This is a genomic window from Gammaproteobacteria bacterium (genome assembly GCA_016712635.1).
Lineage (GTDB): Bacteria > Pseudomonadota > Gammaproteobacteria > SZUA-140 > SZUA-140 > JADJWH01.
In genome coordinates, this window is sequence record JADJQS010000002.1 from 404,048 (window position 1) to 421,804 (window position 17,757).

A 17,757-nucleotide genomic window follows, 5' to 3' on the forward strand; every position below is an offset into this window, starting at 1 on the left:
CAGTTGTTCTGATATTTTACTCAGCACTCACCCCTGAGTCCTCCGTCTTTTCTTACAGCCAGTCGTTCAGCATGATGCCAAGGCCGAGGCGCGTGACCGAGCGGTCGTAGTCGATCAGGCTCTCGCCGTAGCCGCTGAATACCTGCACATAACCCTTGATCCTGTCCTTGAGCGGAAAGCTCCAGTCGAGCTGCACCGCGCCGTGGTTGTCGCCGAACCGCAGATTGTTGCGGAGCAGCAGGCTGTAGACACTGCGCTCGTTCTCGTAGGATAGTCCCAGGTCGCCGTAACCGAGGTAGTCGTCGATATCAGGGTTGTCGTCGTCCTTATCCGACTCCGGGATGCGGTACCATGGCCGGAAGCTGATCGCGAGGTTGCGCCGCTCGAGGATGAAATTCGCGTATAGGCGGTTCCAGCTGCGCGAGGTCCCCTCAGTACTTCCGTTCGACTGATGCACGAAACCGAAGACCAACATTCGGTTGCGCATGCCGAGCACGTCGAAGTCGGTATAGTAGGTGAGTATGGCCTCGGGCTCGTGGTTGCTCTCGCGAAACGGCGAGGAGATCGCATCATTGTAGGACTGCCACCAGGCCTGTTGCGTGTAGGCGAGCGAGAGATGGCCATTGTCGCCGAAGAGGTGGCGCCACACGGTAAACTTCAGGCTGACCTGAAACTTCATCTCGATGTGGTCGAGATCACCGCCATCCTCACCTACCGCCTCACCGTTGGGGCGGCTGTTGTAGGCGATCGGCAGCAAGTAGGTCGGCTTGTGCGCGGTCAGCACGAAAGGGTTGTCCTGCGACATCTGCTCGAGTTCGATGCGCTTGTCGAGCGGCGACTGGTACACCCGCTGCGGCGTGTTCTCCGGGGAGTCCGGCGCCGGGGTCTCCGCCGGGTCCTGCCCGCGCGCCTCCGCCGCGCCGACCGCGAGCATCGCCGCGAGAAGCAGGCTCCACCACCCCCGGGCCCGGGCCGGATCACGCCACGGCCGCGGATTCGCCGCCGCATTCCTCATGACAGTATCAGGGCGACGCCGGCTATCATCAGCAGACTCGCGAGCAGGTGGCGCAGGCCGGGTCGTTCACCGAACAGGATCATGGCGAACAGGATAGCGAAAACGAGGCTGCTGCGCTTGACCGAAAGAAAATAGGCCACCTCGATTCCCGCGATGGCGATGAAGTGAGTCACCACCATGGCGGCCATCAGGACGCCGACCAGGACAAGGGGCAGCGGCCGCTCAACCAGGACACGCAGGCTGTGCGGCCGGAACAGCGCGGTCGCCGCCAGCACCGCGCCGCAGAGCAGGACGAAGTAGAACGCGCCGAAGCTCTCGGGCGTGGTGTACAGCATCATCTGCTTGCTGAGCGCCGAGGTCACGCTGTAGACCAGGGCCACGGTCAGCATCAGGCGCGACCCGCGCTCGTGGGCGATCGCGCGCAACGGTACGAACCAGCCGCGCAGCGGCGTCGCGGGATGATTGAGGTTGAGCAGCCAGGCGCCCAGCACCACTGACAGGATGCCGGCGAAGCCGCGCGCGCTGATGGTCTCACCCAGCATCAGGTAACCGGTAAGCACGTTGAACACCGGTGTGAAGGCGAGATATGGCAGGGTGAGGTAAAGCGGGCTGTCGCGGATGGCGAGCATGTAGAGCCACATCGCGAACAGTTCGAGCGGTACCAGGACGAGCATGCCGCTCCAGAACTCCGGCGGCACCGCCGGGATCGGCCGGGCCAGCGCGAGCGGCAGCAGGATCAGGCCCGGCACGGCGATCCGGACCAGCACCATCTCCCAGCCCTGGTAATCCTGGAAATAGCGCTTGGTCAGGGCGTCCGCCGCGCCCAGGGTCACGGCGCTGATCATGGCAAGGGGAAACCAGTGCATCATGGAATCGCGCGCCCATCGAGTCTGCGCGGGTGGCGGGCCGTTCGCAGCAGGATTCGCGTGACGGGTATGCCGGGCAATGGATTATCTATCGGACCTGTCCGGCCCGGGAAACCGCGGGGACGATTGCCTTTCATCTCTGCTGCCAATACCATCGTGTCGACGCATCCGGCGTCAGGCCGGAGGACGGCGCGCCACAGCCGGTCAAATATAGTGAATCGTACGCGCGCGCCCGCGACGCGGCCGGCGCCATCGACATGCTAACATTCATCCAGTCACATCCCGTCATGTCCATATGGGCCTCGGGCGCATTGTTCGCGGCGCTGCACAGCACCCTGGCCACCTCCCCGGCGAAGGCAGGCCTGCGCGCCCTCGGCGTCCCACCCCGCGCTTACCGCCTGATGTACGTCGCGCTGGCGCTCGCCACGACCGCGCTGTGGCTGGGCTTCGTGCGTGGCCTGCCGGATACCCCTCTGTACCGCATGGAAGGAGCGCCGCGTCTGGCCCTGCACGCCGTGCAGGCGATCGGAGCGATGTTGTTCTGGCTCGCGCTGCGGCCCATCGATGTCGCGGCGTTCCTCGGCATCAGGGCCTTCAGGGACGGCATCGAGCCCTTCCGCGAGGACGGGATTTATCGGCACCTGCGCCACCCGATGTACGCCGCGGCAATGCTCGTCATGTTCGCCCATCCGGAGCAGGGCGTAAACTCGCTCAACCTGTTCGCCTGCATCGCACTCTATTTCGTGCTCGGTTCGCGCCTGGAGGAGCGGCGCATGCTGGCGCAGCATCCGGAATACGCCGGTTATCGCCGGCGTGTGCCGGCATTCCTCCCCCGCGTGCCCTGGCCCGGCCCGCAGCGGCCCCGCAACGGCCGGAAGGATCCGCGATGATACGCACGACAACCGATGAACTGATCGGGCGCTACCCGGCACTGCTGCTCGACGCCTATGGCGTACTGGTGGGAACCGAGGGCGCGCTGCCTGGCGCGCGCGAACTGATCGCGCGCCTCAACGCCGCCCGCAAACCCTATTACATCCTGACCAACGACGCCTCCAAGCTGCCTGAGAGTGCCAGCCGGCGCTACCGCGGCTTCGGGCTTGAGATCGAACCCGGGCGCATCATCTCCGCCGGCACGCTGCTGCCGGCCTGCTTCGCCGGGCGCGGCCTCATCGGCTCCCGCTGCGCGGTCCTCGGGACGCAGGACAGCATCCGCTTCGTCGAACGCGCCGGGGGATTGACCGTGTCCATTGGGGAGGATTTCGATACCCTGGTGGTGTGCGACGAGAACGGCTTCCCGTTCCTCGAAGGCATCGACCGTACCCTGTCCGCGCTCTACACCCGCCTCGACCGCGGCGCGGACGTCCACCTGATCCTGCCCAATCCCGACCTGGTCTTTCTCAAATCACCCGGCGATTACGGCATCGCCGCCGGCACCATGGCCCGGATGTTCGAGGCGGCGCTTGATCTGCGCTACCCGGGACGCGCGGGCCTTCGCTTCGTGCGGCTCGGCAAACCGAACGCGGCCATCTTCGCCGAGGCGGCGCGGCGCGTCTGCACGCGCGACATGGTCATGATCGGCGACCAGCTCGCCACCGACATCCGCGGCGCGCGCGAGTTCGGTCTCGACGCGGCGCTGGTCGCGGGGGGAGTCTCGGCCGCGATCCCGGAGGATCACCCCGCGCACCTGCGCCCCACCTGGTTGCTCGACAGACTATAAGCGCCACAGGGGACGGACTTGAGTCCGCCCCCTGTATACCTGTTCAGAAATACGCCCTGGCCACGGCGTCGTTGACGTCGATCAGGCCGAGCTGGAGTTCGTCGATGAAGCGGTGCAGCTCGTCCTGGCGCAGCAGGTCAGGCTTGGCGGCGCGTACCCTGTCCTGCAGTTCATGCAGCGCGGCAAGCGGCGCGGCGGGGCGCGGCAGCTGGCGCAGGCAGGACTCGGCCTCGGAAACGGCGTGATAGAACGAGCGCGGGAAGCAGCGTTCCTGCAGCAGGAAGCGCAGTACGTCGGGGCGGCGCACGCGCACCTGCATGGTACGGCGGTACATCTGGTAGGCGGTGAGCGACTTCAGCACGCTCATCCACTGGATGTTCTCGAACGGCGTCAGGTCCTCGTGCAGCTCCGGCAGCAGCGTCATCGAGCGCACGTCGATGATGCGCGTGGTCATGTCGGCGCGCTCCAGATTGCGCCCCAGGCGCAGGAAATCGTAGCCCTCGTCGTGCATCATCGCACCGGACAGTATGCCGGTGATGGTCTGCACGCCGCGAATGATGCTGTTCAGGAAATCGTAGCGCGAGCGTTGCACCAGCGCGAACCCGGACTGCTCCTTGGCGGCCAGGTAAAGCTGGTTGACCTGCTCCCACACCTCGCGCGGGATGAAGTCACGCGTGGTGCGCGCGTTCTCGCGCGCCGCGTAGAGCGCGCTGAGCAGCGAGCCCGGATTGTTGGGGCTGGCAACGAGGAAGCGCACCACGCTGCGCTCGTCCGCCTCCTGGTGCTGGGCGAAGAACAGCGGCCGGCTGCCGGTGATGTCGATGATCGGCTCCCAGCCCGGGCGGATATGCCGCGGCAGGTCGAGCAGCAGATGGGTATTGACGTTGACCAGGCGCGCGGTGTTCTCGGCGCGCTCGATGTAGCGCGCCATCCAGTAGAGATTGTTCGCCACCCGCGACAGCATGCTCAGGCCTCCGCGTCCACGATCCAGGTGTCCTTGCTGCCGCCGCCCTGGGAGGAATTCACCACGCTCGAGCCCTTGCGCAGCGCAACGCGCGTCAGCCCGCCGGTCGTCACGTAGGTCTGCTCCCCGGACAGGATGAACGGGCGCAGGTCGACGTGGCGCGGCTCGACGCGGTTGCCGACCAAGGTCGGCGTCGTCGACAGGGTCAGGTGCGGCTGGGCGATGTAATTGCGCGGGTCGCGCCGGATCAGGCGCGCGAAGCGTTCACGCTCCTCCGCGGTCGACTGCGGCCCGATCAGCATGCCGTAGCCGCCGGACTCGTTGGCAGGCTTGACGACGAGATGCTCCAGGTTGGCGATGACGTGGTCGCGCTCGGCGCGGTTCACGCAGCGGTAGGTCGGCACGTTCGGCAGCAGCGGCTCCTCCGCCAGGTAATAGCGGATGAGGTCGGGCACGTAGCTGTAGATCACCTTGTCGTCGGCGACGCCGGCGCCGGGCGCGTTGGCGAGCGCGACCTTACCGCCCTTCCACGCGCGCATCAGGCCCGGCACGCCGAGCAGCGAATCGGACTGGAACACCTCGGGGTCGAGGAACAGGTCGTCGATGCGGCGGTAGATCACGTCGACGCGCGCGGGCCCGGCGACGGTGCGCATGTACACGCAATCGTCGTCACCGACCACCAGGTCGCCGCCCTCCACCAGCTCCGCGCCCATCTGCTGCGCAAGATAGGAATGCTCGAAGTAGGCCGAGTTGAATACTCCCGGCGTCAGCACCACCACCTCCGGGCGCGGACCCGGCCGCGGCGACAGCGAGGCGAGCATGTCGTACAGCTGCGAGGGATAGTCATCGACCGGCTGGATGCTGTGGCTCTGAAACAGCTCCGGAAACACGCGTTTCATCACCGCGCGGTTTTCCAGCATGTAGGACACGCCGGAGGGCACGCGCAGGTTGTCCTCCAGCACATACACCGTGCCATCGCTGTCGCGCACGAGGTCGGAGCCGCAGATGTGCGCCCACACGCCGCGCGGCGGGTCGATGCCGACGCACTGCGGGCGGAAGTTCTTCGAGTCCGCGATCAGTTCGGCCGGGACGATCCTGTCCTTCAGCGCGCGCTGTCCGTGATAGACATCGTCGATGAACAGGTTGAGCGCGCGCACGCGCTGGCGCAGGCCGGCCTCGATGCGGCGCCACTCGTCGTGGGCGATGATGCGCGGAATGATGTCGAACGGCCACGCGCGGTCGATGGAGCCTTCCGCCTCGGTGTACACCCGGAAGGTTATGCCCATGACGCGGATGGCGAGTTCCGCAGCGGCCTTGTACTCCGCGATCTCCTCGTCCCTGAGCGCGCTCAGGTACTGGCACAGCTCGCGGGCGGCGGGCCGTGACCGGCCGGTCGCGCGTATCAGTTCGTCATGGATGCCCTTGACTTTATAACTGCCCCAGCGGATCGCCATAGTGCGTAGCGCGGTATTTCCCCGTCGTTTTTCGTGCTAATGTCTCTACCATACAGCACGGGAAACGGACCCTGCAAACGGGATCCCGCTCTGCCCGCGCCGCCGCACTATGCAGGTGCGAAAACGAAGCGCAATGTTCCAAATCGATACAGGAAAACCTTCATGACCTACTGCCTCGCGATCAAGGTCGACCGCGGCCTGGTGCTGGCCTCGGACTCGCGCACCAGCGCCGGCGTCGACTACGTAACAACCTACGGCAAAATGCATTCCTTCATCTGGCCCGGCGACCGCATGATCATCATGCTCACGGCCGGCAACCTCGCCACCACGCAGGCGGTGATCAACAACATCCAGCGCCACCTGGAGGATCCTGCAGCGGGATTCGACCTGCGCCGCGCCCGCCACATGTTCGAGATCGCGCACTACGTCGGCACGCTGAACCAGACCGAGCAGCGCCAGCACGCGGACGTAATGAAGCACGCGAACATCAGCATCGAGGCGAGCTTCATCGTCGGCGGACAGATCGCCGGACGGCCGCCGGAGCTGTTCCTCATCTATCCGCAGGGAAACTACATCAGCGCCTCCCCGGAGACGCCGTTCCTGCAGATCGGGGAGAACAAGTACGGCAAGCCGATCCTCGATCGCGTGATCGAGGCGGGCACGACGCTGGAGGACGCCGCGCGCTGCGCGCTGGTGTCGCTCGACTCGACCATGCGCAGTAACCTGTCGGTCGGGCCGCCGCTCGAGGTGGCGATCTACGACGGTGACTCGCTGGAGCTGCCGCGCCGGCTGAAGCTCACCCTCGCCTCGCCGTTATACCAGGAACTGCAGGCGCGCTGGAACGAGGGCCTGCACAACGCCTTCCGCAACCTGCCGCGCTTCGAGTGGGAGTGAACGCAGCAAGCCAGATTCGGGGGCAGATTTATAAATCTGTCCCCGCGTCCGCCTGACCCCCAGGTTGAGATGAAGGGGACGGATTGGAAATCCGTCCCCGACTTTCGGCGCGTATCACCGCGTGGACGAAGCGCAGCTTGTCGAGAGCATGGCCCGTGACGGCGAAGGGATAGGCGTCGGGCAGGCCCATGCTGCGGTTGAGCGCGTTGAGCGCCACGCTGAGGCGCGCCCAGTCCTCCATCAGCGCGTCGAAAGAATCCGCCGCGCCATAACCCGAGGCCGCCTGTGCGCACGCGGCCTCCACGGTGGCAAGGGAACGCCCGCCGATGCTTGAATCGAAGTCGTGCGCGGTCTCCAGGGTGTCGACCATGTGCAGGTAGTGGGCCCAGGTCTCGGCCCAGTCCTCCCACGGATGCATGCTGGCATAGGCGCTGATCCAGGATTGCTGCCAGTCCGGCGGCGCCCCGCCGGCGTAATACCGGTGCATGGCCTGCTCGTAATCCGTGCGTTCGTCGCCGAACAGCGCACGAAAACCGTCCAGGCGCGCCGCACCGGCCACCAGGCGGTCCCAGTAATAATGCCCGCTCTCGTGGCGGAAGTGGCCGAGCAGCGTGCGGTAGCGTTCGTTCATCTGCACGCGGATGCGCTCGCGCACGCTGTCCTCCGCCTCCATGATGTTGATGGTGATGACCCCGGTGCGATGCCCGGTCATCACGCGGTGGCGCGGCGCGGCCTCGTTGACGAACTCGTCCGTTGCCCCCTGCGGGTCGGCCAGGAACTCAAACGCCAGTCCGCCCGCGGGATCCTCGTGGCGCCCGGTGACAGGCAGGCCCAGTTCGTACAGGGTATACAGCAGGCGGCGCTTGGCGCCCTCGATGCGGTACCACAGCGGGAGATTCTGGGGATCGCCGAGGTCGGGGATGACGCGGTTCAGGCGGCAGGAGGCGCAGTAATCATGCGGATCCTCCGCCGGCACCAGCCAGTTGCAGGCGTTGTATTCATACTGGTTCCGGCAGGGACGGTAGAAGCGGCCGTTGGAAAGCGCGCGCCGTGTGCCGTTCGTCGCCGGCTCCAGCACGCTCAGCCGCAACGCGTCCGGTAGGAACCCGACGTCGCGCCCGCAGTTGAAACACAGGGTGTTCTCGAAATGCAGGACGTTGCCACATTCACACGGAAAGGTTTTCACCGCCCATCATCCTGTCACGCGCCCGGAAATACGCGTTTCACTATAACAGCATCGCGCAGCCCTGTCCCTGACTGTGGCCCGCCGGGAGCTGGAGACATATATTATTCATGTACCCCCGTCAGTTGGCGATGAAACCGGAAATCGGGGACAGATTTATTTTTTGGACAACATATCCTCACCGACAAGAAAGGGGTTGTGGAAAAAATAAATCTGTCCCCGATTCACACGGATCCACCCGGGCACTACAGGATCGCGCCGCGCTCCTCCAGTGAGTATTTGCTGAGATGGGAGATGATGTAGTCGTAGGCCTCGTCAATCGAGTCGGTGCGGAACATCAGGTCCACGTCCTCCGGGCTGATGGTACCGTGGCGGATGAGCGCGTCGAAGTCGATCACTTCGCGCCAGAATTTCGTCCCGAACAGCACCACCGGCAGGTGCTTGCGCATCTTGCGCGTCTGCAGCAGCGTGAGCAGCTCGAACAGCTCGTCCAGCGTGCCGAAACCGCCCGGGAAGACCAGCACCGCCTTGGCGAGGTAGGCGAACCAGAACTTGCGCATGAAGAAATAGTGAAAATGGAACGAGAGCTCGCGCGTGACGTACTGGTTGTCGAACTCCTCCACCGGAATCGAGATGGTAAGTCCGATGTTCATGCCCTTGGCCTCGGAGGCGCCGCGGTTGGCCGCCTCCATGATGCCCGGTCCGCCGCCGGTGCACACCACGAAGCGGCGCTCCTCGTCCTCCAGCCCCTTGGACCATTCGGTGAAACGGCGCGCGAGCTCGCGGGCAGCCTCGTAGTAGGCCGACATATCGAGGTCGCGACGTGCGGCGGCGGTGTCACCGCCCTCCGCCTGGGCGCGGGCGAGCTGCTGCTCGGCGTCCTCGCGCGACTTCAGGCGGGCAGAGCCGAGAAAGACGATGGTGTCGTCCACCGCATAGTGGGCAAAGCGGCTCTCCGGCTCCAGGTATTCCGACAGGATGCGCAGCGAACGCGCGCTGCGGCTGCCGAGAAACGATGGGTTCAGATAGGCCTCGGACAGGTGTTTCGATCGCTTGGTCAAGCTGCGTTTCTCCCTGGTATATCGCTGCAGTTCAGTTGTCCGCGGCGGACGCACCTGCGCCGGCACCGCCTTCGATAATCTCGACGCCGTTTCCGTCAGGGTCGCGACAGAACAGCGCGGCGCGTCCGGATCGGCTGCGGGTAAAGGCGCAGCCGGTGTGGCGCAATCGTTCGGCGCAGGTGTCCAGATCGTCCACGATCAGGGCCACATGGCGGTCACGTCCGACGTGGCGTGGCCGGCCCTCGGCCGGATCCGGATTCGGCACTTCGAGCAGATGGATCTGGCGTGCCCCCACCGCGAGCCAGGCGCCGGGATAGCCGAGGTCCGGCCGCGCCACCACCTCGAGTCCGAGCAGATCGCGATAGAATGCAAGCGCACGCGCCGTGTCGGCTACGACTATGCTCACATGGTGAAGATCGCTAATCAGCATTCCCGCTGCCGCCCGCGTCCCGCTCGCTGGACGGGCATGATAACACACTCCCCCGCGGCGCCGTCGCGGCGAGTCTTCGCAATCGCCGGCCCGGCTCGTAGAATCTGTTGGTATGCGGCGGCAAATCGCCTATGCTGTGCGGCGCGGCCGCCGCGCTCCGACCAGCCCGCACGGGGGATGTCGATCTGAAACAGACACAGAGCTATCGCGTCACCGCGTTCTACGAACGCCCGGAACTGGAACGCAATGCCGTGGTGAAGGCGGAATCCGCCGAACAGGCGATGGTGAAGGCCGTGCTCGAACGCAAGGTACCGGTGGGATTCGGGCGTGACGAGTACGGCTGGATCCAGCCGGTGTACTGGAAGGCTGAAATGGGCGGCCCGCGGCGCTGGCCGCGCATCGTCGGCAAGGACCGGCTTGCCTGGGGCGACGAAGACGCGCCGCAGAGCCTGCGTTTCGCCGTGGAAGAGGATTGAGGCGGCGGACTGCCGCAGTCCCGCAGCGCAAGTTCAACAGGGTGACCGCATGCAACCGGTGACGGCAACGACAAGGGATATCGCACAGGCCTTCGTGCCGCGCGGGACCGTCCGCGAGGTCCTTCCGCACGGATCGGGCCTCATCAACGACACCTATCTCGTCACCACGGACGACCCGGCGCGCCCGCGGCTCATCCTGCAACGCCTCAACCGGCGCGCATTTCCGGAGCCGGCGCTGATCCTTGAGAACCTGCGCATTCTGCTCGCACATATCGAGGCGCGGCAGCGGCGCGAGGCGCGCGCGCGCGACCTGCGCTTTCCCGAACTGTATGCGTCGCGCGACGGGCGCGACCTCGTGCTCGATGCGGAGGGAGCACCGTGGCGCGCGCTCAGCTACCTGGAACACACCTGCAGCCTCGACAGGCCTGACGGTCTGCCACGTGCGGAGGAAACCGGTTTCGCACTGGGAAGGTTTCACGATCTGGTGGGCGACCTGGACACCGCCCGCCTGCACGACACGCGGCCGGATTTCCACAACACACCACGCCATCTCGAACGCTTCGACCGGGCCTTCGCCGCCGGCGGGCCGCGTCCGGAATCTGAGGATATGGGTTTCTGTCTGTCCTTCATCGGCGCGCGCCGCCGCCATGCCGGCGAACTCGAGGCGGCCAGGCTCAGGGGCGCGGTGCCGGCCCGCGTGATCCACGGCGACCCCAAGCTCAACAATTTCCTGTTCGACGAAACCAGTGGCAAGGCGGTGAGTCTGATCGACCTCGACACGGTCAAACCGGGGCTGCTGCATCACGACATCGCGGACTGCGTGCGCTCCTGCTGCAACCGGGCGGGCGAGTCGCCGCAGGCGCACGAAACCGTGCGCTTCGATCTCGACATCTGCCGCGCCCTGCTGCGGCAATATTTCACCGCCCTCGATGACCGCTCCGCCCTGGGCGACGTCGACCTGCTCTACGCTGCGATACGCCTCATCCCGTTCGAGCTCGGCGTGCGCTTCCTCACCGACTATCTGGAAGGCAGCAAATACTTCCGCATCGAATATCCGGAACAGAATCTGGTGCGTGCGACGACGCAGCTGCGCCTGTCGGCCGAGATCGAGCTGTTCGAAAAAGAGATCAAGGGGATGATACAAGAGCTCGTGAGGCGTGAGGCGTGAGGCGTGAGGCGTGAGGCGTGAGGCGTGAGGCGTGAGGCGTGAGGCGTGAGGCGTGAGGCAGAAAAGCGTGCCGGTCTAACTTTTCCTGTCCAGCATTTTGTGGAGTAAATTCCTGGTCCGTTTTTCTCCTCACTCCTAACGCCTCACGCCTCACCTAATCTCGAGACACACCGGGGACGCAGCACCCTGCTCCGCCGTCATGGACAAGGCGGGCGCCACAATATCGATGCGACCGTCGGCCACCGCCCGCCGCAGCGCACCGGCGTACGCATCCCCATCAAGCGGGGATGCCGCAGGAGCATAGGACTCGTGCTCAACGCCGGGCCATTGTGCTAACGCGCGCGCGACCACACCCGCGCTGCGGCCGTGGCTGACAACGCGCAGGGGCGGCGCCCCGCCGGCGGTATCCGGCATGGCCCGCGCGAGCAGATGATCCAGGCGTCGCGCATATGCGCCCGCGGGATCGACCGGCAGGAAGGGGTCCTGGGCGAAATAGACGTACAACAGCGGGCCCCGCTCGCGCGCGATGCCCGCCGCGACCCCCCGTCCGCCCTCCCACGAGCGCATGGCGTCATTGGTCACCAGCAACCCAAGCACGGCGAGGCGGGCTGCGGCGGCGTCGAGATCGTCCAGCGCGGTCGTCGTTCCGTCGCGTTCGACCTCCCACACACCGCCGTCGCGCGCGTAGTCGGGCCACAGGATTCCGCGTCCCGCGGCGAGCGCATTGACCTCTCCGCGCAGGTCGCCCGGCCCGGTCATCTGCGCGCGCAGGGGCGGTTCCAGCGCATGCCGCAACTGTGCGAGGGCGTACAGCTGCGGCAGCGCCGCCGGCGTGAATGTGCGGCCCGGATCGGCCGGATCGGCGGCAAGCACCGGCCAGCCGAGGCCGAGGATGTGCATGCGGCGGAAGCGCGCCGAGGCGAGTGCCGCGGGATTGAGCGCCTGCCCGCCCCGGCATTCACCCGCGGTCATGAACTGCACGCTCCAGGGCGCGTAGCGGAACAGGTCCCAGAAATACTCGTAGGTCTGCGCCTCGAAGCTGCCGACATCAAACAGTGCCTCGAACCAGCCCTCGCGCTCCGGCAGGTAGTCCCGCCCCTCGACGAGCATCTGGTTGGTGAGTCCGTCCCTGCCGTAGAACCACGCCTGCCAGCGCTTGCCCCCGGACTCGATGAACTCCGGCCTCCCGGCCCGCTGCCAGAGTTCCTGCGTGAGGAAACGGCAGAAAAAATCCATTTCTGCGGACGGGTTCGCGCGCGCGCATGGCACGGCGGGCACCGGCGAGCCCGGCGGCGGATAGGCGGGTGCGCCGCCTGCTGCCGCAGGGGACTGCAGCGCCCATACGGCGCACAGGGTGGCGGCCGCGCGCAGCGCGCGCCGCGTCATTGCATTCGCACGATTCATCACTCCTGCTCCACTACCGCGCTCCGGATCACGCGCCGGCCTTTTTCGCCTCGGGCCGCCCCTGCGACTTGATGTCGGATTCGAACAGCGCCTCCAGCTCACGCGCCGCCGCCTTCACGCTCTGGATCATCATCTTCTCGTCCTGATGGATTGCGTGCTGCTTGATCAGGGCCTCCTCGTCATATTCGCGGAAGGTGTTGATGGTCAGCCGCGACTGCGCCTCGGAGAATCCGAGCCGGCACAGCGTGCGGCGCGTGAGCTCCAGGCTGGAGAAATAGGCCTCGCGGACCAGCACCTGGATGCCGAGGTCCATCAGCAGGTGCGCGTGGTGGCGGTTGCGCACACGCGCGAGGATTTCCAGGTTGGGGAAATGCTGGCGCACGGTGCGCGCAGTCTTCACCGAGGCCTCGATGTCGTCGATGGCGAGCACCAGCAGCCTGGCCTTGTCGGCGTGGGCCGCGCGCAACAGGTCGAGGCGCGAGGCGTCGCCATAGTAGAGCTTGCCGCCGAACTTGCGCACGAAATCCACCTGTGTCTGGCTGATCTCGAGCGCGGTGAAGGGAATCTGGCTCATGCGCAGGATGCGTCCGACCACCTGGCCGACGCGGCCGAAGCCGGCGATGATCACGGGCGGGGCCTCGTCCTCGTTGATCGTATCGAACTCCGGTGGCGCCTCGCCCTCCAGCCAGCGCCGCAGCACGCGCTCGTTGAACAGGTAGAGCAGCGGCGTGGCCGCCATGGACAGAGTCACCGCGACGATGAGCAGGTCGACCAGGCCGCGGTCGAGCACCTGGTGTTCGACCGCCACGCTGAACAGTACGAAGGCGAATTCGCCGCCCTGCGGCAGGACGATGGCAAGGTTGCGCGCATGAGGGCCGTCGATACGGAACAGGCGCGCCACGCCGTACAGCACCAGCGCCTTGACCAGCAGCAGCCCGCACACCAGCGCAGCGATGACGAGCGGACGCTCGCTGATCACGTCGATATTGACCGACATCCCGACCGCGATGAAGAACAGGCCGAGCAGCAGACCCTTGAACGGCTGGATGTTCGCCTCCAGCTCGTGGCGGTATTCGGAATCGGCGAGCAGCACGCCGGCCAGAAAGGCGCCGAGGGCCATGGAAAATCCCGCCGCCTCCATCAGCACCGCCGCGCCGATCACCACCAGCAGCGCGGCGGCGGCGAAGATCTCGGGGCCACCCGCAGACGCCACCACGCGGAACACCGGGCGCAGCAGGTAGCGCCCGACGGCGACCAGGATCACGAACGCCGCCAGCGCGACCAGCACGCCGCTCGGCGTGATCGTGCCGTGGCCGCCGACCGGCGGTCCGAGCAGCGGGATCAGCGCCAGCATCGGCACCACGGCCAGGTCCTGGAACAGCAGCACGGAAAAGGCGGCCCGGCCGGAAATGGTGGTCAGCTGTTTCTTTTCCGCCAGCAACTGCACGACAAAAGCGGTCGACGACAGCGACAGGCCCAGTCCGGCGACCAGCGCCGCCGCCGGCGCTAGATCGAGGAACCACCAGCCCGCCGCGGCCAGCACCGCACCGGTGACCGCCACCTGCGCGGTACCCAGGCCGAAGATCGAGCGGCGCAGCACCCACAGGCGGCTCGGTTGCAGCTCGAGGCCGATGAGAAACAGCAGCAGGACCACGCCCAGCTCCGCGAAATGAAAGATGTTGTCGACATCGGTCACCAGCCCGAGGACCCAGGGACCGATCGCGATGCCCGCGACCAGGTAACCGAGGATGGAACCGAAACCGAGGCGGTTGAACAGCGGCACGGCGATGATCGCCGCCCCGAGATAGATGGCCGCCTGCTGGAGCAGAGTCATGACGTGTTACGCGGGCCCGCCCGATGGATTGATCACCGCCGGGGCCGCGCGCGCGGTCCGGCAACAGTGCCGGTAACCGCCGCGCCGAGGATTTCGGTGCCGGCGGTTTCGCGGCTAAAATCATTCTTGCATATCACCCCTAGAGAGGAAACCCGGCGCCATGCCAGAACCCAGGCCAGACAATGTCACGATCAACCAGTCCGTCGCGATCCTCGTCGACGGCAACAACATGGAACGCTCGATCCACGACGCGACGGGCGACCCGCACACCATGCTGAACTTCGATACCCTGATCCCGAAGCTGCTCGACAACCGCGGGCTCAACCGCCTGTTCTACTTCCGCGAGGGGCGCCAGATCTCGTCCAAGCTGCAGGAGCGCCTGCACTACCACTACCACGGCTCGGTGCAGCCCTGCCACAAAAGCGCGGACATCCCGCTGACCATCAAGGCGATGCAGCTGGCGAGCAAGGTGGATACGATCATAATCCTGTCGGGCGATTCCGACTTCGTCGAGCTAGTGCGCCACCTGAAGACGGAGGGGGTGCGGGTGGAGATCGCGGCGGTGCCGGCGGCCACGTCGGCCATGCTGAAGGAAGAGGCGGATTACTTCCATGAGATCACCAGCGCCGACTGGTTCACGCTGACGCCGCGCCCGGGCAAGCGCGGCCCCGAGCGCAGGCCGACCGCGCGCGAGGACTGACTACAGGCCCGATTCGTCGCGCGGGGCGCCGGCGTCCTGCGCGGGGATGCCTGCCGGATTCGCCTCGTCGCGCGCCGCCTGCTCCAGGTCTTCGTCGATGTAGCTCAGCGTAAGGGTCTTGTGCAGGATCCTGCCGGTGCACTTGCCGCGGATCTTGCGCGGCGACTGCCCGAAGGTGATCACAGGAATGTCGTCGAACCCGAAGGACTTGCTGCCGCTGGTCTTGACATACTTGCGTTCCAGCGCCCGTTCCAGCTTGACCAGCTCATCGCGGCAGCGCTGCATCGAACTGAAGCTGCCGCGCGCCGTGATGCGGTAGACCCGGTGGCCGGCGGGCGTGAGCGTGATGGCATATTCGTCGAGCGGGCCGTAGGCATTATCGGGGGTGACCGCGTAGCTCAGGCCGGCGTCCTCGTCGCCGTCCAGCGCCTTCAGCCCGGCCGGATCGATCACCTGACCGAATTCGAAACCGAACGCGCCCGTCACCTCGCCCTGCTCCGCCGCAAGCGGCCCTGCGCATAAACCGAACAGCACGGCCACCACCATTCTCAGCACCGTCCCCGCCAAGTTTGCTTCCTCACGCATGGATGTCACGCCCCCTGCCGCAGCGACAGCCGCAGGATGTCCCGGATCAGGCGGCCCGATGCGGCGTAGATGCCCGGACTCGTCTTCTCGCGCTGGCCGCCGATGTGCACGCGGCGCACGCCATTCCGCTCCAGCCAGGCCGCCACCTCGGCGGGCGCCGGCGGGCGCTCCAGATTGACCGCCAGCACCGGGCGCCCGAGCTGCTCCGCCATCAGCACGGCGTAGGCGGTACCGCCCTGCAGCTCGCCGCGGTAGAACATCAGGGTGCCGTCGGAGTCGCGCACATTGTGTTCGGTGCGCACGGTATGGTCCATGTCCGCCGTTTCCACGAGCGGATAACGCACAGGGATCGGCCCGTCGTCGGCATGCCGGCCGGCCGGACACCAGCCGCCACAGGCGATACCCAGCTCCATCGCTGCGTCGAGCGCCGCCCGGTCGACTCCGGTCTGGCCGCCCGAAAGGATTTTCTCTATCATAAGCGCCTCAAGATACGCCGGTCACCGCCGTGGCTCATCTTACTACAGGCCGGCATGCCGCCCTAACTGTTTGCCGAAGGGCGGACGGCGGCCCACGACCGCGGATGATAGCACGCCGGCCGGCCCGGGATCAGACGCCGGGCGACCGCGGCCCCAGGCCATCCACCCCGTCCTGATACCATGAGAGATGCCAGATGAAACCGCTCCCGGCCGCTGTTCTCGCCTCGATCCTGACCCTCGCCTCCGCGGCCGCGCCGGCGCAGGAGGCGGATTACTATCCCGAACTGATTACCCTGATCGCCGAGCTCGCCAATCTTGATGCACTCGCCAAGCATTGCGAGGTGGACATGAACAACTTCGGCAGGGAGGCGCTGCGCAAGGATATGTGCGCGAAGTTCACCGGCCACTACGCCGAGCTGTGGCCGGATCACGACGCGCTCTCGGAGCAGATCCTGGCTTTCGCGAAGCGCGCCGAACGCGGTGAGATCAACTGCGACGATAACTGCAGGAGCATGCTGCGGCGCTGCGAGGAACTGCGCATCGCGATCAGGTACGTGTTCGATTACATCGACTACGTCAGGACGCAATAGCGATCGCACCGGCGCTGCGGCGTCAATTGACCGCTGCAAAGGAAAACTGAAAGGACCGCCTGCGCAGCTGCGGCGCCGGCATGGCGCGCGTCGCCAGGACGATCCTTTTATGAAACCCTCCCGCGATGAGGACGCCGAGCACCGGCTTGCCTGTCGCCGCGGCGATTGCATCCATGTAAGACAACACGCAGGCGATTTCACGCGACGTCGCAATACCGACCTTGAACTCGATGACCGCGATCGGGCCGCCCGAGTCCTCGGCGCTGACGTCGAAACTGCGCATCCCGCCGGCGCGATCCTCCCCTGCCGCCTCCCCGCCGCAGCTCACGGTATTCAACCCAGGCCCGGGGCGGAAGATTCGTGGGCGAAGCTCCGTGCGGACGTAGCGCTCGATGCCCACCTCCGTCCTCACCGCCTCCGGAGTCTTCCGCGGGTCCGGACACCCGGCGTTCACGGAGATGCTTTCAATCACAGCGTCGCCGCGGCCGCCCACTGTGCGTCCGTCGGGCTTGAAAAGCAGGATACGGCCCAGTACGAGTCTGAGCTCCCAGCCCACATTGCGCAGCGCGCGCCGGAGATCGTCGAGCATGTCCGCTCCGTTATTCGGTGCCGCGGGCGCGGGGCGATGGCTGGCGCCGAGCCATGAGGCCATGGGACAGAATTCGAACCCGCCGTCCTCTTTCTCGAAAAGGATTACATGGTCTTGCCGACCGGACATGCGACGTCTATCCCTGCTGGAACACGATATTTTCCCCTGCATCCCTTCGCCGCCCGGCCCCATTGACCGGCTACCCGCGGCAGACGGGCCCGGCCCGCGACCGGAGGATCGTGGAGCTGCCGGGGCCATGGCGGACGATATCTCCCGAATGTGACAGCCGCGTGTACCGCGCATGACGAATGTGCGGACGACCCGGCCGGATCGACAGGCGCCGGATACTCC

19 protein-coding genes are annotated in these 17,757 nt (G+C 66.2%); 7 read left to right on the plus strand and 12 right to left on the minus strand.

Features of this window, described 5'->3' with window-relative positions; all coding sequences use genetic code 11:
- Positions 1-52: 52 nt before the first annotated feature.
- Together IPK65_05135 and IPK65_05140 are read right to left on the minus strand one after the other, a co-directional pair.
- A complete protein-coding gene (locus IPK65_05135; GenBank protein ID MBK8162535.1) occupies positions 53-1,015 on the minus strand; it encodes a phospholipase A in 963 nt (320 codons plus the stop codon).
- Complete coding sequence (locus IPK65_05140; protein ID MBK8162536.1) at positions 1,012-1,881, minus strand: DMT family transporter; 870 nt, start codon at positions 1,879-1,881, stop codon at positions 1,012-1,014. Before IPK65_05140 ends, IPK65_05135 begins: the two co-directional genes overlap by 4 nt.
- A gap of 257 nt (positions 1,882-2,138) precedes the next feature.
- Between IPK65_05140 and IPK65_05145 the strand changes: the two genes are divergently transcribed.
- Both IPK65_05145 and IPK65_05150 read left to right on the plus strand, forming a co-directional pair.
- The gene (locus IPK65_05145) at positions 2,139-2,771 is read left to right on the plus strand and encodes an isoprenylcysteine carboxylmethyltransferase family protein (GenBank protein MBK8162537.1); all 633 of its coding nucleotides are present in this window, start codon (positions 2,139-2,141) and stop codon (positions 2,769-2,771) included.
- Positions 2,768-3,598: an HAD-IA family hydrolase gene (locus IPK65_05150; GenBank protein MBK8162538.1), complete on the plus strand. Its 831-nt coding sequence runs from the start codon at positions 2,768-2,770 to the stop codon at positions 3,596-3,598. Before IPK65_05145 ends, IPK65_05150 begins: the two co-directional genes overlap by 4 nt.
- Positions 3,599-3,641: 43 nt before the next feature.
- On the opposite strand, the gene IPK65_05155 is transcribed toward IPK65_05150, so the two are convergent.
- On the minus strand, positions 3,642-4,562 hold the full coding sequence (locus tag IPK65_05155) for an alpha-E domain-containing protein (GenBank protein ID MBK8162539.1): 921 nt from the start codon (positions 4,560-4,562) through the stop codon (positions 3,642-3,644).
- 2 nt (positions 4,563-4,564) lie between these two features.
- The gene (locus IPK65_05160; GenBank protein ID MBK8162540.1) at positions 4,565-6,016 is read right to left on the minus strand and encodes a circularly permuted type 2 ATP-grasp protein; all 1,452 of its coding nucleotides are present in this window, start codon (positions 6,014-6,016) and stop codon (positions 4,565-4,567) included.
- Between the two features lie 162 nt (positions 6,017-6,178).
- Between IPK65_05160 and IPK65_05165 the strand changes: the two genes are divergently transcribed.
- A complete protein-coding gene (locus IPK65_05165) occupies positions 6,179-6,910 on the plus strand; it encodes a peptidase (protein MBK8162541.1) in 732 nt (243 codons plus the stop codon).
- A 28-nt stretch (positions 6,911-6,938) separates the two neighbouring features.
- Here IPK65_05165 and IPK65_05170 read toward each other — a convergent pair whose 3' ends face one another.
- From IPK65_05170 to IPK65_05180, 3 genes are all read right to left on the minus strand, one after another.
- On the minus strand, positions 6,939-8,096 hold the full coding sequence (locus IPK65_05170) for a putative zinc-binding peptidase (protein MBK8162542.1): 1,158 nt from the start codon (positions 8,094-8,096) through the stop codon (positions 6,939-6,941).
- Between the two features lie 242 nt (positions 8,097-8,338).
- Positions 8,339-9,154 carry an LOG family protein gene (locus IPK65_05175; protein ID MBK8162543.1) on the minus strand — a complete coding sequence of 272 codons (816 nt, stop codon included), beginning with the start codon at positions 9,152-9,154 and terminating at the stop codon, positions 8,339-8,341.
- A 31-nt stretch (positions 9,155-9,185) separates the two neighbouring features.
- Positions 9,186-9,584 carry a VOC family protein gene (locus IPK65_05180; protein ID MBK8162544.1) on the minus strand — a complete coding sequence of 133 codons (399 nt, stop codon included), beginning with the start codon at positions 9,582-9,584 and terminating at the stop codon, positions 9,186-9,188.
- 131 nt (positions 9,585-9,715) lie between these two features.
- Between IPK65_05180 and IPK65_05185 the strand changes: the two genes are divergently transcribed.
- The gene (locus IPK65_05185) at positions 9,716-10,060 is read left to right on the plus strand and encodes a hypothetical protein (GenBank protein ID MBK8162545.1); all 345 of its coding nucleotides are present in this window, start codon (positions 9,716-9,718) and stop codon (positions 10,058-10,060) included.
- 49 nt (positions 10,061-10,109) lie between these two features.
- The gene (locus IPK65_05190) at positions 10,110-11,228 is read left to right on the plus strand and encodes an aminoglycoside phosphotransferase family protein (protein MBK8162546.1); all 1,119 of its coding nucleotides are present in this window, start codon (positions 10,110-10,112) and stop codon (positions 11,226-11,228) included.
- Between the two features lie 150 nt (positions 11,229-11,378).
- Here the strand turns inward: IPK65_05190 and IPK65_05195 are convergent, their stop codons facing one another.
- Positions 11,379-12,632, minus strand: coding sequence for a hypothetical protein (locus IPK65_05195; protein ID MBK8162547.1), 1,254 nt, complete (start codon positions 12,630-12,632; stop codon positions 11,379-11,381).
- 28 nt (positions 12,633-12,660) lie between these two features.
- Positions 12,661-14,466, minus strand: a complete 1,806-nt coding sequence (locus tag IPK65_05200; GenBank protein MBK8162548.1) for a cation:proton antiporter — start codon at positions 14,464-14,466, stop codon at positions 12,661-12,663.
- A 160-nt stretch (positions 14,467-14,626) separates the two neighbouring features.
- Between IPK65_05200 and IPK65_05205 the strand changes: the two genes are divergently transcribed.
- On the plus strand, positions 14,627-15,166 hold the full coding sequence (locus IPK65_05205) for an NYN domain-containing protein (GenBank protein ID MBK8162549.1): 540 nt from the start codon (positions 14,627-14,629) through the stop codon (positions 15,164-15,166).
- Here the strand turns inward: IPK65_05205 and IPK65_05210 are convergent, their stop codons facing one another.
- Complete coding sequence (locus tag IPK65_05210; protein MBK8162550.1) at positions 15,167-15,751, minus strand: hypothetical protein; 585 nt, start codon at positions 15,749-15,751, stop codon at positions 15,167-15,169.
- A 5-nt stretch (positions 15,752-15,756) separates the two neighbouring features.
- Entirely contained in the window at positions 15,757-16,227 is a 471-nt protein-coding gene (locus tag IPK65_05215; protein MBK8162551.1) for a putative molybdenum carrier protein, read from the minus strand.
- A gap of 194 nt (positions 16,228-16,421) precedes the next feature.
- Between IPK65_05215 and IPK65_05220 the strand changes: the two genes are divergently transcribed.
- Entirely contained in the window at positions 16,422-16,817 is a 396-nt protein-coding gene (locus IPK65_05220; GenBank protein MBK8162552.1) for a hypothetical protein, read from the plus strand.
- Positions 16,818-16,839: 22 nt separating this feature from the next.
- On the opposite strand, the gene IPK65_05225 is transcribed toward IPK65_05220, so the two are convergent.
- Positions 16,840-17,535, minus strand: a complete 696-nt coding sequence (locus tag IPK65_05225; GenBank protein MBK8162553.1) for a hypothetical protein — start codon at positions 17,533-17,535, stop codon at positions 16,840-16,842.
- Positions 17,536-17,757: the final 222 nt, after the last annotated feature.

Bases quoted from the DNA above. Each gene is read 5' to 3' on its own strand.
- IPK65_05135 (MBK8162535.1), bottom strand. From the start codon at position 1,015: ATGAGGAATGCGGCGGCGAATCCGCGGCCGTGGCGTGATCCGGCCCGG.
- IPK65_05140 (MBK8162536.1), bottom strand. From the start codon at position 1,881: ATGCACTGGTTTCCCCTTGCCATGATCAGCGCCGTGACCCTGGGCGCG.
- IPK65_05145 (MBK8162537.1), top strand. From the start codon at position 2,139: ATGCTAACATTCATCCAGTCACATCCCGTCATGTCCATATGGGCCTCG.
- IPK65_05150 (MBK8162538.1), top strand. From the start codon at position 2,768: ATGATACGCACGACAACCGATGAACTGATCGGGCGCTACCCGGCACTG.
- IPK65_05155 (MBK8162539.1), bottom strand. From the start codon at position 4,562: ATGCTGTCGCGGGTGGCGAACAATCTCTACTGGATGGCGCGCTACATC.
- IPK65_05160 (MBK8162540.1), bottom strand. From the start codon at position 6,016: ATGGCGATCCGCTGGGGCAGTTATAAAGTCAAGGGCATCCATGACGAA.
- IPK65_05165 (MBK8162541.1), top strand. From the start codon at position 6,179: ATGACCTACTGCCTCGCGATCAAGGTCGACCGCGGCCTGGTGCTGGCC.
- IPK65_05180 (MBK8162544.1), bottom strand. From the start codon at position 9,584: ATGCTGATTAGCGATCTTCACCATGTGAGCATAGTCGTAGCCGACACG.
- IPK65_05185 (MBK8162545.1), top strand. From the start codon at position 9,716: ATGCTGTGCGGCGCGGCCGCCGCGCTCCGACCAGCCCGCACGGGGGAT.
- IPK65_05190 (MBK8162546.1), top strand. From the start codon at position 10,110: ATGCAACCGGTGACGGCAACGACAAGGGATATCGCACAGGCCTTCGTG.
- IPK65_05195 (MBK8162547.1), bottom strand. From the start codon at position 12,632: ATGAATCGTGCGAATGCAATGACGCGGCGCGCGCTGCGCGCGGCCGCC.
- IPK65_05200 (MBK8162548.1), bottom strand. From the start codon at position 14,466: ATGACTCTGCTCCAGCAGGCGGCCATCTATCTCGGGGCGGCGATCATC.
- IPK65_05205 (MBK8162549.1), top strand. From the start codon at position 14,627: ATGCCAGAACCCAGGCCAGACAATGTCACGATCAACCAGTCCGTCGCG.
- IPK65_05210 (MBK8162550.1), bottom strand. From the start codon at position 15,751: ATGCGTGAGGAAGCAAACTTGGCGGGGACGGTGCTGAGAATGGTGGTG.
- IPK65_05215 (MBK8162551.1), bottom strand. From the start codon at position 16,227: ATGATAGAGAAAATCCTTTCGGGCGGCCAGACCGGAGTCGACCGGGCG.
- IPK65_05220 (MBK8162552.1), top strand. From the start codon at position 16,422: ATGAAACCGCTCCCGGCCGCTGTTCTCGCCTCGATCCTGACCCTCGCC.
- IPK65_05225 (MBK8162553.1), bottom strand. From the start codon at position 17,535: ATGTCCGGTCGGCAAGACCATGTAATCCTTTTCGAGAAAGAGGACGGC.